General features: G+C 61.3%; 13 protein-coding genes and 2 pseudogenes. 11 read left to right on the top strand and 4 right to left on the bottom strand.

The genetic code is table 11. The features are described from left to right. The first annotated feature begins 27 nt into the window (after nt 1–27). From PSOLE_RS01140 to PSOLE_RS01090, 11 genes and pseudogenes are all read left to right on the top strand, one after another. Nucleotides 28–1140 (top strand): S-(hydroxymethyl)glutathione dehydrogenase/class III alcohol dehydrogenase, encoded by a 1113-nt coding sequence (locus PSOLE_RS01140; protein ID WP_004424046.1) that lies wholly within the window; start codon nt 28–30, stop codon nt 1138–1140. A gap of 114 nt (nt 1141–1254) precedes the next feature. Further along, on the top strand, nt 1255–2097 hold the full coding sequence (gene fghA / locus PSOLE_RS01135; RefSeq protein WP_004424047.1) for an S-formylglutathione hydrolase: 843 nt from the start codon (nt 1255–1257) through the stop codon (nt 2095–2097). Between the two features lie 105 nt (nt 2098–2202). Further along, nucleotides 2203–2676, top strand: coding sequence for a 2-C-methyl-D-erythritol 2,4-cyclodiphosphate synthase (gene ispF / locus PSOLE_RS01130; RefSeq protein ID WP_004424049.1), 474 nt, complete (start codon nt 2203–2205; stop codon nt 2674–2676). Beyond that, nucleotides 2673–3731 carry a tRNA pseudouridine(13) synthase TruD gene (truD, locus tag PSOLE_RS01125; protein WP_074855722.1) on the top strand — a complete coding sequence of 353 codons (1059 nt, stop codon included), beginning with the start codon at nt 2673–2675 and terminating at the stop codon, nt 3729–3731. The genes ispF and truD overlap by 4 nt, the downstream gene beginning before the upstream one ends. Next, nucleotides 3719–4468, top strand: a complete 750-nt coding sequence (gene surE / locus PSOLE_RS01120; protein WP_004424054.1) for a 5'/3'-nucleotidase SurE — start codon at nt 3719–3721, stop codon at nt 4466–4468. The genes truD and surE overlap by 13 nt, the downstream gene beginning before the upstream one ends. Further along, entirely contained in the window at nt 4468–5142 is a 675-nt protein-coding gene (locus tag PSOLE_RS01115; RefSeq protein ID WP_074855724.1) for a protein-L-isoaspartate(D-aspartate) O-methyltransferase, read from the top strand. Before surE ends, PSOLE_RS01115 begins: the two co-directional genes overlap by 1 nt. A gap of 25 nt (nt 5143–5167) precedes the next feature. Further along, complete coding sequence (locus PSOLE_RS01110; RefSeq protein WP_017674761.1) at nt 5168–6106, top strand: DUF368 domain-containing protein; 939 nt, start codon at nt 5168–5170, stop codon at nt 6104–6106. Between the two features lie 48 nt (nt 6107–6154). After that, the gene (locus PSOLE_RS01105; RefSeq protein WP_004424059.1) at nt 6155–7033 is read left to right on the top strand and encodes a peptidoglycan DD-metalloendopeptidase family protein; all 879 of its coding nucleotides are present in this window, start codon (nt 6155–6157) and stop codon (nt 7031–7033) included. A gap of 101 nt (nt 7034–7134) precedes the next feature. Beyond that, on the top strand, nt 7135–8142 hold the full coding sequence (rpoS, locus tag PSOLE_RS01100; RefSeq protein WP_004424060.1) for an RNA polymerase sigma factor RpoS: 1008 nt from the start codon (nt 7135–7137) through the stop codon (nt 8140–8142). Nucleotides 8143–8517: 375 nt separating this feature from the next. Further along, nucleotides 8518–8841, top strand: coding sequence for an IS66 family insertion sequence element accessory protein TnpB (gene tnpB / locus PSOLE_RS01095; protein WP_241197918.1), 324 nt, complete (start codon nt 8518–8520; stop codon nt 8839–8841). Beyond that, nucleotides 8838–9290: pseudogene (locus tag PSOLE_RS01090) on the top strand (IS66 family transposase); the annotation flags it as partial. The gene tnpB and the pseudogene PSOLE_RS01090, both read left to right, overlap by 4 nt. Before the next feature lie 327 nt (nt 9291–9617). Here PSOLE_RS01090 and PSOLE_RS01080 read toward each other — a convergent pair. The 4 genes and pseudogenes from PSOLE_RS01080 to purM form a co-directional block, all read right to left on the bottom strand. Then, nucleotides 9618–10213, bottom strand: a pseudogene (locus tag PSOLE_RS01080) (IS5 family transposase); the annotation flags it as partial. Between the two features lie 243 nt (nt 10214–10456). After that, complete coding sequence (locus tag PSOLE_RS01075; protein ID WP_003461549.1) at nt 10457–11173, bottom strand: DUF3108 domain-containing protein; 717 nt, start codon at nt 11171–11173, stop codon at nt 10457–10459. Between the two features lie 8 nt (nt 11174–11181). After that, nucleotides 11182–11826 carry a phosphoribosylglycinamide formyltransferase gene (purN, locus tag PSOLE_RS01070; RefSeq protein WP_003461547.1) on the bottom strand — a complete coding sequence of 215 codons (645 nt, stop codon included), beginning with the start codon at nt 11824–11826 and terminating at the stop codon, nt 11182–11184. Beyond that, the gene (gene purM, locus PSOLE_RS01065; protein WP_003461545.1) at nt 11826–12884 is read right to left on the bottom strand and encodes a phosphoribosylformylglycinamidine cyclo-ligase; all 1059 of its coding nucleotides are present in this window, start codon (nt 12882–12884) and stop codon (nt 11826–11828) included. Before purM ends, purN begins: the two co-directional genes overlap by 1 nt. Between the last annotated feature and the right edge of the window lie 130 nt (nt 12885–13014).

Genomic DNA, 13014 nt, shown 5'->3' with positions numbered 1-13014 from the left:
GTCCATTCCCCCCCTGAGAGAACTGTCATGATCAAGTCTCGTGCCGCCGTCGCCTTCGCCCCGAATGAACCCCTGAAAATCGTCGAAGTCGATGTGGCGCCGCCCAAGGCCGGCGAGGTGCTGGTGCGCATCGTCGCGACCGGCGTCTGTCACACCGACGCCTACACCCTGTCCGGCCAGGACAGCGAGGGCGTGTTCCCCTGCATTCTCGGTCACGAAGGTGGTGGCATCGTCGAGGCGGTGGGCGAGGGCGTCACTTCGCTGGCGGTCGGCGACCACGTGATCCCGCTGTACACCGCCGAGTGCGGCGAGTGCAAATTCTGCAAATCCAACAAGACCAACCTGTGCAGCTCGGTGCGCGCCACCCAGGGCAGGGGTGTGATGCCTGACGGTACCAGCCGCTTCTCCTACAACGGCGAGCCGATCTATCACTACATGGGCTGCTCGACCTTCTCCGAGTACACCGTGCTGCCGGAAGTCTCCCTGGCCAAGATCCCCAAGGAGGCGCCGCTGGAGAAGGTCTGCCTGCTTGGCTGTGGCGTGACCACCGGAATTGGCGCCGTGCTCAACACCGCTAAGGTGACCGAGGGCTCCACCGTGGCCATCTTCGGTTTGGGTGGCATTGGTCTGGCGGCGATCATCGGCGCCAAGATGGCCAAAGCTTCGCGCATCATCGGAATCGATATCAATCCGGCCAAGGAAGCGGTTGCCCGCGAGCTGGGCGTGACCGATTTCGTCAATCCGAAAGAGCACAGCAAGCCGATCCAGGAAGTCATCGTCGAAATGACCGATGGCGGCGTCGACTACAGCTTCGAGTGCATCGGCAACGTGCAACTGATGCGTGCCGCACTGGAGTGCTGCCACAAGGGCTGGGGCGAGTCGACCATCATCGGCGTGGCGCCGGCCGGTGCTGAGATCAGCACTCGTCCGTTCCAACTGGTCACCGGCCGCGTCTGGCGCGGTAGTGCCTTCGGTGGCGTCAAGGGCCGTACCGAGCTGCCGAGCTATGTCGAGAAATCGCAGAAAGGCGAAATCCCGCTGGATACCTTCATCACGCACAACATGGGGCTGGATCAGATCAACGAAGCGTTCGAGCTGATGCACGAGGGCAAGAGCATTCGTACTGTCATCCATTTCTGATGGCGTGCCGCACGGCTGATGGTCGTGCGGATTCTTTCGTAGGGTGCGTGGGGCCTCCTAGGCTGCGCGCACCGCTAATCCCTGGTGCGCATGGCGCACCCTACGGAGCGGCTCATGACCCTCGAAATCGTTTCAAGCAACAAGAGCTTCGGCGGCTGGCACAAGCGCTACCGCCATCGCTCCAGCAGCCTCAACTGCGACATGGTGTTCGCCGTCTATCTGCCGCCGCAGGCCGAGCAGGGCGCCAAGCTGCCGGTGCTGTACTGGCTGAGCGGGTTGACCTGCACCGACGAGAACTTCATGCAGAAGGCTGGCGCTCAGCGGATGGCAGCCGAACTGGGGTTGATCATCATCGCGCCGGACACCAGCCCGCGTGGCGAGGGGGTGGCCGATGACGCCAATGGCGCCTATGACTTCGGTCTTGGTGCAGGCTTCTATGTCAATGCCACCCAGGAGCCCTTCGCGTCGCACTACCGCATGTACGACTACGTGGTGCAGGAGTTGCCGGCGCTGATCGAGGCCAATTTCCCCGTCTCGGATAAGCGTGGCATCGCCGGGCATTCCATGGGCGGCCACGGTGCGCTGATCTGCGCGCTGAAGAACCCGGGACGTTATCAGTCGGTATCGGCCTTTTCACCGATCAGTAATCCGATGAACTGTCCATGGGGGGAGAAGGCGTTCTCGCTGTACCTCGGCGAGGAGCGTTCGCGCTGGCGTGAGTGGGATGCCAGCGTGCTGATCGCCGAGGCCGAGGAGAAGTTGCCGATCCTGGTCGATCAGGGCGATCGTGACGATTTTCTCGAAGGCCAGCTCAAGCCGCAGGTGTTGCAGGCTGCGGCCAAGGCGGCCGCTCATCCGCTGACGCTGCGCATGCAGCCTGGCTATGACCACAGCTACTACTTCATCGCCAGCTTCATCGACGATCACCTGCGTCATCACGCTGCCGCTTTGCGGTAGTCGTAGCCCGGATGGCAGCCGCGAAATTCGCTCCTCTGATTTCATCCAGGCTACGTGGCAATGCGGTTAGAATCATGCCCTGACTTTTTCAGGGCGTTGTTCTTTATGCGTATCGGCCATGGCTATGACGTACACCGCTTCGGCGAAGGCGATTTCATCACCCTCGGCGGCGTACGGATTCCCCATAAATTCGGTCTTGTCGCTCACTCCGACGGTGACGTGCTGCTGCACGCGCTGAGTGATGCGCTGCTTGGCGCCGTGGCGCTTGGCGACATCGGCAAGCACTTCCCCGATACCGATCCGACCTTCAAGGGTGCCGACAGTCGCGCCCTGCTGCGCCATGTGATGGGCCTGGTGCGGGGCAAGGGTTACGCGGTGGGTAACGTCGACGCCACCATCATCGCCCAGGCGCCGAAGATGGCTCCGCACATTCAGAGCATGCGCGAGCGCATTGCCGAGGATCTGGGCATCGAGCTGGATCAGGTCAACGTCAAGGCCACCACCACCGAGAAGCTGGGTTTCACCGGACGTGAGGAAGGTATCGCGGTGCACGCCGTGGCCCTGCTGGTCAAGGCATGAACGAGTTGCAACTGCTCGGGCCGCGTGCCCACGGCGAGGCCTGTGGGCGCGCGGTGCTCAAGGCCACGGCCGAGGACTTCCAGGTCGACGAGGTGCTCGACATCCCGCTCACTGGGCAGGGTGAGCACCTCTGGCTATGGGTTGAAAAACGCGGCCTGAATACCGAGGAGGCCGCTCGGCGTATCGCCCGCGCTGCCGGCCTGCCGCTCAAGGCGGTCAGTTACGCTGGACTCAAGGATCGTCAGGCGCTGACTCGCCAGTGGTTCAGCCTGCACCTGCCGGGCAAGGCCGATCCCGATCTGGCGACCGCGCAGGGTGATGATCTGGTCATCCTGCGCAGTCAGCGGCATAACCGCAAATTGCAGCGTGGCGCCCATACCGCCAATGGTTTCACCTTGCGCCTGACAGCCCTCGAAGCTGATCGCGATGCGCTGGAGCAGCGCCTGCAGCGTATCGCCGAGCAAGGCGTGCCCAATTACTTCGGCTTGCAGCGTTTCGGCTTCGATGGCGGTAACGTGCTGCAGGCGTGCGATTTTGCCGCGCGCCTGGAGTTGCCGGTGCAGCGCAACCTGCGCTCGCGCCTGCTCTCTTCGGCGCGCAGCTATTTGTTCAATCAGGTGCTGGCCAAGCGCGTGGCGGCAGGCACCTGGAACCAGGCACAGATCGGTGACTTGCTGGCCTTCACTGCCAGTCGCAGTTTCTTCATGGCTGGCGAGACTGAGTGCATTGACCCGCGCCTGGCCATTCTTGACCTGCATCCGACCGGGCCGCTGTGGGGCGACGGGCCTTTGCCGAGCGCTGGTGTGACCCGGCAGCTGGAGCAGGAAGTAGCCGATGAGGCTGCGCAACTGGTGCAATGGCTGATCAAGGCGGACATGGCGCACGAACGGCGAATTCTGCGCCTCCCCATCGGCGGCCTGTCATGGCATTATCCCGAACCCGATATTCTGCAACTTGCATTCGTCCTGCCGGCCGGGTGTTTCGCCACCGTGGTGGTGCGCGAATTGCTCGATCTGGTGCCAGCAGGGCAGACGGATACTCCATGCGAATTCTGATTTCCAACGACGACGGGGTGAACGCGCCCGGTATCGCTGCGTTGCACCAAGCGCTGGCCGACTATGCCGAGTGCGTGGTGATCGCCCCTGGCGAAGACAGGAGCGGTGCCAGCAGTGCGCTGACGCTCGACCGTCCGCTACATCCCATGGCCCTGGCCAATGGCTACATCAGCCTCAATGGCACGCCGACCGATTGCGTGCACCTGGGGCTCAATGGTCTGCTCGAGCAGACGCCGGATATGGTCGTCTCCGGCATCAACCTGGGCGCCAACCTGGGCGATGACGTGCTCTATTCCGGTACCGTCGCCGCCGCGCTCGAAGGACGTTTCCTGAGCAAGCCGGCGTTCGCCTTTTCGCTGTTGTCGCGCCTGCCCGACAATCTGCCGACTGCGGCCTACTTCGCCCGCAAGCTGGTGGAGGCGCATGAGCGCCTTGAACTGCCGCCGCGTACCGTACTCAACGTCAACGTGCCGAACCTGCCGCTGGAACATATCCGTGGTGTGCAGCTGACCCGACTCGGTCATCGCGCGCGTGCGGCGGCGCCGGTCAAGGTGGTCAACCCGCGTGGCAAGGAAGGTTACTGGATTGCCGCCGCCGGTGATGTCGAGGATGGCAGTCAGGGCACCGATTTTCATGCCGTGATGCAAGGTTATGTATCGATCACGCCGCTACGGCTCGACCGCACGTTCAATGAGGCCCTTGAAACTATGGATGGCTGGCTGGAGGGCATCTTCTGATGCGCGGACAGGACGAGATGCAGCGCAGCGGGATCGGCATGACCTCGCAGCGCACCCGCGAACGATTGATCCAGCGTCTCTATGAGGAAGGGCTGTCCAACGCGCGGGTACTGGAAGTGATCCGCCGTACGCCGCGCCATCTGTTCGTCGACGAAGCCCTGGCGCACCGCGCCTATGAAGACACCGCGCTGCCCATCGGCCATAACCAGACCATTTCCCAGCCTTATATGGTTGGGCGCATGACCGAGCTGTTGTTGGCCGCGGGCCCGCTGGACAAGGTGCTGGAAATCGGTACCGGTTCTGGTTACCAGACCGCCGTGCTGGCGCAATTGGTCGAGCGAGTGTTTTCGGTCGAGCGCATTCAAGTGCTGCAGGAGCGTGCCAAGGAGCGTTTGGCCGAACTAAAGCTGCGCAACGTGGTCTTTCGCTGGGGTGATGGCTGGGAGGGCTGGAATGCGCTCGGCCCTTACCACGGCGTTATCGTCACCGCCGCCGCCGCGCAGGTACCGCAGGCCTTGCTCGATCAACTGGCGCCTGGCGGGCGCCTGGTCATCCCGGTCGGCAGTGGCGATGTGCAGCAACTGCTGCTGATCGTGCGTGAAGAGGGTGGTTTTTCCCGTCACGTGCTCGATGCGGTGCGCTTCGTGCCGCTACTCAACGGGCCGCTGGTTTGATCGCTTTTTCGCAGCGGAAGGATCCATGAAGAAATATTTTCTGCTCTATGCCAAGGGCTTGGCGATGGGCGCTGCAGATGTCGTGCCCGGCGTTTCCGGCGGCACCATCGCTTTTATCAGTGGCATCTATGACGAGCTGCTGCGCTCCATCGCCAGTATTCCCGAAGCGTTCCTGCTGCTGCTGCGGGGCCGCATCAAGGATGCCTGGCAGATGGCCAACGCGACGTTCCTGCTGGTGCTGCTGTGCGGCATCCTGACCAGCATTCTCACACTCGCGCGGCTGATCACCTATCTGCTTGAGTACCATCCGATTCCGGTATGGTCGTTCTTCTTCGGCCTGATTCTGGTGTCTACCTATATGGTCGGGCGAGAGATCATTCGCTGGAACTGGAGCCGGGCGGTGAGTTTTCTGCTTGGCCTGGCTTTCGCCTACTGGATCACCGTTGCCGCTCCGATGCAGTGGGGCAGTGATCTGCCAACCCTGTTCCTGGCCGGTGCCATCGCCATCTGCGCGATGATTCTGCCGGGTATCTCGGGCAGCTTCATCCTGCTTCTACTCGGGCTTTACTCGGTGGTGCTGGGGGCGGTCAAGGACCTCGATCTGCTGGTTATGGCGGTGTTCGCCAGCGGCTGCCTGGTTGGCATTCTCAGTTTCGCGCGTCTGCTCAGTTGGCTGCTGTCACGTTGGCGTGACCTCAGTCTGGCGTTTCTGGTCGGCCTGATGCTGGGTTCGCTGAACAAGGTCTGGCCCTGGAAGGAGACCCTGAGCTGGCGTATCGACAGTAAAGGTGAGCAGGTGCCGCTGCTGCAGAGCAATCTGCTACCGGGGCATTTTGCAGAAATCAGTGGCCAGGACCCACAGCTCTTGCTTGCCGTGGTATTGGCAATCGGCGGTATCGCCTTGGTGCTTGGCCTGGAGTGGCTGGCTGGTCGTCAGGTGCTCGATACTGGTCGCACCGAATAAATACGGCACAATGGGCGCCGTACTCGGAATCATTCAGGGAGCAGTTGGGTGAGTTTCACCGTCCTTCACGTGCTAGTCCGCGCAGTTGCAGCGTTTCGCCTGCCGCTCGCCATGCTTGCCGCCTCCGCGTTGGCCGGTTGCGTCAGTTCGCCACCGGGTGGCGTACAGGTGGTCGACCGTGGCCAGAACCAGGGGCGTGCCCCGGTGGTTCAGCGTCAGCCCGTACGTGATGGCCACTATGTGGTGCAGCGTGGCGATACCCTCTATTCGATCGCCTTTCGTTTCGGCTGGGATTGGAAGGCACTCGCTGCTCATAACGGTTTGCGCGATCCCTATCTGATCCGCGTGGGTCAGACGATCCGTTTCGACAACCGCCCGGTGGGCAGCAGTCAGCAGGTCGTTTCGGCACCGCCTGCGGCCACCTCGCCCGTTGTCACTCAGCCAGTGCCCAGTCGTCCGCCGGTTGCCGTGACTGCACCGCCTGCAACTCAGCCCGCCCGCCCGCCGGTAGCCAACACGCCAGCGACTACGCCAGTAACACCAGTGAGTCGCTCGGCCAGTGGTTGGTCCTGGCCAACCGAGGGCACAGTAATCAGTCGTTTTTCCTCAAACGGTAGTTTGAATAAAGGCATTGATATCGCAGGGCAATTAGGCCAGCCTGTTTTAGCTGCGTCTGATGGATCAGTGGTGTACGCCGGGAGTGGTTTGCGGGGCTACGGCGAGTTGATCATTATCAAACACAGCGATACCTACGTAAGTGCTTACGGTCATAACCGCAGGTTGTTGGTACGGGAGGGGCAGCAGGTCAAAGCCGGGCAAAGTATTGCCGAAATGGGGTCCACAGGAGCCGACCGGGTGAAGCTGCACTTCGAGATTCGCCGCCAAGGTAAACCTGTCGATCCGCTGCAATATCTGCCACGTCGTTGATCCGTCGCTGACCCGTTCCATCACGTAGGAGGGACGGGCTCAGGTGTGGCCAGGACGGTTCCGCCAGAGTCTGTTGTCGAACTCAGCTAGGGACAACAACAATGGCTCTCATCAAAAAAGAAGCGCCGGAGTTTGACGTCGACGATGAACTGCTCCTCATGGAGCCAGGCATCGTTTTCGGCGAGGTTCAGGGCGATGAGGTGGAAGCACCGGTCGCACGTACCAAGGCCAAGAACGCCACCCCCTCCAAGCAGCACAAATACATCGACTACACCCGGGCGCTAGACGCCACTCAGCTTTACCTCAACGAAATCGGTTTCTCTCCCTTGCTTACTCCCGAAGAGGAAGTGCACTTCGCGCGTCTGGCGCAGAAGGGTGATCCTGCCGGGCGCAAACGCATGATCGAGAGCAACCTGCGCCTGGTCGTGAAGATCGCTCGGCGTTACGTCAACCGTGGTCTCTCTCTGCTCGATCTGATCGAGGAGGGCAACCTCGGCTTGATTCGCGCCGTGGAAAAATTCGATCCGGAGCGGGGGTTCCGTTTCTCGACCTATGCAACCTGGTGGATCCGCCAGACCATCGAACGCGCCATCATGAACCAGACGCGAACCATCCGTTTGCCGATTCATGTGGTCAAGGAGCTCAACGTATACCTGCGTGCAGCTCGTGAACTGACCCAGAAGCTTGACCATGAGCCTTCTGCGGAAGAAATTGCCAACCTGCTGGAAAAACCGGTGGGCGAGGTCAAGCGCATGCTCGGCCTCAACGAACGAGTGTCCTCGGTGGACGTCTCGCTCGGTCCGGATTCGGACAAGACGCTGCTCGACACCCTGACCGATGATCGTCCGACCGATCCCTGCGAGCTGTTGCAGGACGATGATCTGTCGCAGAGCATCGATCAGTGGCTCTCCGACCTGACCGACAAACAGCGGGAAGTCGTTGTGCGTCGCTTCGGTCTGCGCGGCCATGAAAGCTGTACCCTTGAAGAAGTGGGGCAGGAGATCGGTCTGACCCGCGAGCGGGTGCGGCAGATTCAGGTTGAGGCGCTCAAGCGTCTGCGGGAAATCCTGGAGAAGAACGGCTTGTCCAGCGACGCCTTGTTCCAGTGAGGTTTCGCTTCGATTATGAACCCGGCTCCGGCCGGGTTTTTATGGTGCGCCAGGCATGGCGCGTAGCGCCGTGACTGGCGCTGTCGGGTTCACTGTGGTGGTGAGCCTGGCGACTTGGAGGTGAAAGTCCTCTACACACCCGGCAAGGGGAAGCGTTAGCCAGAGGCAAGGGTGTCGCGGGTGACTGCGAACCTGAAGGAAGCCCGAGGCAAAATGCTGGCCTGACGAACAGGAAGCGGATGAGGCGGCGCAGCGGGGTGAGGTGGCCATAATCGCCAAAGCCCGATACTTGGTATGCGCTCCATAGACCCCATCTTTAACTGACCTCTCCGTATCCCGGATCCTGGGCTCCCTATTTTCCCGTGGAGTTCCGTCATGATGCGTCCCGACGCCAAAGTGCAGAAGGTCTATCTCTACCCAAAGCCCGTCGACTTCCGCAAATCCATCAATGGACTGGCCGCGCTGGTCGAGCTGGACATCAAGGTGGAGGTGTTCAACCCGGTGCTGTTCGTGTTCCTCAATCGCACGCGCAGCCAGGTCAAGATTCTCTACTGGGAGCGCAATGGCTTCTGCCTGTGGCTCAAGCGTCTGGAAGCCGAGCGTTTCAAGACCAAACCCGATGCCGGTGACGAAGCCATCGAGCTGACGGTCGACGAGCTGAACTGGCTGCTCGACGGTATCGACCTGTGGCGTACCTGAAGGACGCTGACCATAGCGAACGCCTCGACGTCCGCCAGCAACGCAGCCAGCCCCTGATCGACCAACTCAAGGCTTGGCTGGACAAAACCCAGCCGCAGGTCGCTGGGCAGACGGCCCTGGGCAAGGCGGTAAACTACTTGGCCAGAAACTGGAGCAGGCTGGTGCGCTACATCGAAGGCGGGCATCTACCGATCGACAACAACCGCGCCGAGAACGCCATCCGTCCCTTCGTCATCGGCCGCAAGAACTGGCTGTTCAGCGACACGCCGAAAGGCGCTACCGCCAGCGCGCAGATCTACAGCCTGATCGAAACTGCCAAAGCCAACGGGCAAGAGCCTTACGCCTGGTTGCGCCACATCCTTGAACGCCTGTCAGCGGCGAGCCGCGTCGAGGATTACGAAGCGCTGCTGCCGTGGAACTGCTCGCCAGCTTCTGCCTCTGCTTCCTGAAAAAACCGTCCGCCAGGACGGGGTTTATGGAGCGGTTACTCAATTACCACGCGGTGCCGGGAAACCTGATACGTCTTGGTGGTTTTCGTTCGGCGGTCTGCCGCCTCTGGCGGCAAGCTCTCAAGCGGCGCAGCCAGCGTAACCGGCTCCAGTGGTCACGCTTTGGTCGTCTCGCAGACATCTACATACCGAAGCCCAGAACTGCACATCCCTATCCGGAGGAACGCTTCGCGTCACGAACCTGAGGCAGGAGCCGTATGCGGTAGTTCCGCACGTACGGATCTGTGCGGGGGGCGGCAGGTAACTGCCGTCCCTACCGCGACCGTTGCTTTCGTAATTTCTCTTGAGTTTGTCGAGCCGAGATGCCACTGCCCGGTAGTGCTTTAGCCGGGCGAAGGCGTTCTCCACCAAGTGCCGGTTGCGGTAAAGACCTCTGTCCAGATCCGCATTGCCTTTCACGGAGTTACGCTTTCTCGGGATCACGGCCTTGGCCCCTTGTTGCTCAACCTGCTGCCGAACTCTCTCGCTGTCATAGCCCTTGTCCGCGACAATGGTTTCTGCCTCCGGGAGCTTGGCAATCAATGCGGGAGCCTGGGTGCAATCATTGATTTGCCCCCCGTAATTTCAAACTCGATGGGTAGTCCATGAGCATCAACTGCCAGGTGAATCTTGCTGGTATTGTCAGCTCGACTTTTTCCTATGGCCTCATCGTTTTTCCAGTTGCGAACCACGCATTGAAGCGTTTATAGACCTTATTCCAGTTCCCGAACGCTTCGGGTAGATCTCTCCAGGGGCATCCCGTGCACATGCTACAGCATGCCCTCCACGGTCATTCGTAGATCACGCTTGTGGTAGATGGCCTTGCGCAGCAGAATTTCCCGCAGCTTCGACCAATGCTCATCACTGAGCAATAATCGGGGCATTGTAAACTCGTATCGATGTTGGACTAGAGCTTCAACGATGCGAGTTTTCTCTTATATATCAACTGGTTAGAGAAAAACGGCAACAGCCTCTAGTGGTTACGGGCCCTAGAAGCAAAAAACCAGCGGAGATATTTTCTGCTGGGGATTTTTGTTTTTTGTCTTTCAGATCATGGCGTTAGCGATCTGCATCAACAGATTAAGCCAACACCTTGGCAATGGCCCGGTTTTTTATTTGGTTGCAGATCAGTCGCGACGACCTTCCACCGGCTTGCCGGCGACGGTGCCGTCCTTGAGCATGATCTGGTATTCCTTGCCGTCGGTTTCCACCTGATGCAGGCGTACCAGCAGGTGGCCCCAGTCCTTGGCGAACCACAGCACGGTCTTGCGGGTGCTTTGTGTGGGGTCACGCACGCGCTCGACCTTGATCGCATCGATCAGGCCAGCCTTGGTGCGTACCACTTCTTCGCCCAGTACACGGAAGTCATAGGTTTCGATTTCGTCACCGTCGACCACCTGGTAACTCACGCTCTTTTTGCCCGCCGCGACGTCCTGCTGCAGGGCGACCTGGTAGGTCGACTTGTCCAGCAGGCCGCGATTGAGCGGGAGGCGTACGGCATCGCCACGGTCATTGCCGATGACTTGTTTCTGCTCCCAGTCGAAGTCCTGCTCGACCTTCTTGCCTTTACCCAGGCCGCTGCGGTTGAGGCGGTAGGTCAAGGGCAGCAGGGCGCCGTTGTCGACGCGGAAGGTGCTTTCTTCGGTAAGGCTGGCAACCAGCATCGAGGCTTCGAAGTTGAGGGTCCAGCGGCCGTCGTCCTCACGCTTGAGGCTGCGTTCGGCGCTGCCGCTGACCGGCAGTTGCTTCCAGTCCGCCGTGTAGCTGGCGGAGAAAGGCTGCAGATCCTCGGCAAGGGCTGGCAGGGCGAACAGGGTCAGGGCGAACAGCAGGGCGCGACGCATAGGGTCTCCTAGGTTCGAATCAGGTGGCCGCTGGCAGGCAGCGGCTGGTCATCCAGCATTGCGCCTTGGGCGCCAAGACGCAAGCGGCCTTCGGCAAACCAGCGCACCGCCAGTGGATAAATCAGGTGCTCCTGCTGGTGTACGCGGCTGGCCAGGCTTTCGGCCGTGTCATCGGCCATTACGGGCAGCACTGCTTGTACGACCAGGGGGCCACCATCGAGTTCCTCTGTCACGAAGTGCACGCTGCAGCCGTGTTCGCTGTCGCCGGCTTCGATAGCTCGTTGATGAGTGTGCAGGCCTTTGTGCTTGGGCAGCAGTGACGGGTGGATATTGAGCAGGCGGCCTGAATAGTGCTGAACGAAGCCAGGCGTGAGGATGCGCATGAAACCGGCCAGTACCACCAGGTCAGGCTGGTGGGCATCGATGGCCTGGATCAGGGCGGCATCGAAGGCTTCGCGGCCGTCGAACTGCTTGTGATCAAGCAGTTCGGTGGCGATCCCGGCCTGTTTCGCCCGCTCCAGGCCGTGGGCACCGGCGCGGTTGCAGATAACCGCGGCGATGCGGGCCGGATTGCCGTCGTGGGCGACGCTGTCGATCAGCGCTTGCAGATTGCTGCCTGACCCGGAGATCAGGACGACGACATTGCAGGGCATCAGTGGGCTTTCAGGTTGTTCAGCTGCACCTGGGCTGCGCCTTCGGCTGCTTCGGTGATCTGGCCGATGACCCAGGGTTGCTCGCCGCTGGAGCGCAGGCTGGCCAGGGCGGTTTCGACCTGATCCTGAGCGACGCAGATGACCATGCCGACGCCGCAGTTCAGCACGCGGTGCATTTCATGTTCGTCGACGTTGCCTTGTTCCTGCAGCCAGTCGAACACCGCCGGACGATTCCAGCTGGCCACGTCGATCACCGCCTGGGCGCCTTGCGGCAGCACACGCGGGATGTTGTCCAGCAGGCCGCCGCCGGTGATGTGGGCCATGGCCTTGACCGCACCGGTGTCCTTGATCAGCTTGAGCAGCGGCTTGACGTAGATACGGGTCGGCGCCATCAGCAGGTCGGCCAGGGCCTTGCCATCCAGTTGCACCTGCTTGATGTCGGCGCCGGAGACTTCGATGATCTTGCGGATCAGCGAGTAGCCGTTGGAGTGCGGGCCGGAGGAGGGCAGTGCGATCAGCGCGTCGCCAGTGATGACCTTGGAGCCGTCGATGATTTCGCTCTTTTCCACCACGCCAACGCAGAAGCCGGCCAGGTCGTAGTCTTCGCCTTCGTACATGCCCGGCATTTCCGCGGTTTCACCACCGACCAGGGAGCAGCCAGCCAACTCGCAACCGGCGCCAATGCCGGTGACCACGGTGGCGGCGACGTCGACGTTGAGCTTGCCGGTAGCGTAGTAGTCGAGGAAGAACAGCGGCTCGGCGCCGCACACCACCAGGTCGTTGACGCACATGGCGACCAGGTCCTGGCCGATGCTGTCGTGCTTGTTCAGGTTCAGTGCCAGGCGCAGTTTGGTGCCGACGCCGTCGGTGCCGGACACCAGTACGGGTTGCTTGTAGCCGGCCGGGATCTCGCACAGGGCGCCGAAGCCGCCCAGGCCACCCATGACTTCCGGACGCGCAGTGCGCTTGGCGACGCCTTTGATGCGTTCGACCAGGGCTTCACCGGCATCGATGTCGACGCCTGCGTCCTTGTAGCTGATGGAGGGTTGCTTGCTCATAGATCCGGGCCTTTGGATGGGGAGTTCGTGTAGGCGCCGACGTGGCGCAGGCTCATTCAGGGAACCTGGCGCGCGTACCGGCTGGCGAAGGCGCGCGATTTTATCAGGCTTGCCCGGTAGCGGCCACTCG

The organism is Pseudomonas oleovorans subsp. oleovorans (genome assembly GCF_002197815.1).
Lineage (GTDB): Bacteria > Pseudomonadota > Gammaproteobacteria > Pseudomonadales > Pseudomonadaceae > Aquipseudomonas > Aquipseudomonas oleovorans.
Note: the sequence above shows the minus strand (reverse complement) of the source record. Positions and strands in the feature narration are given on the sequence as shown.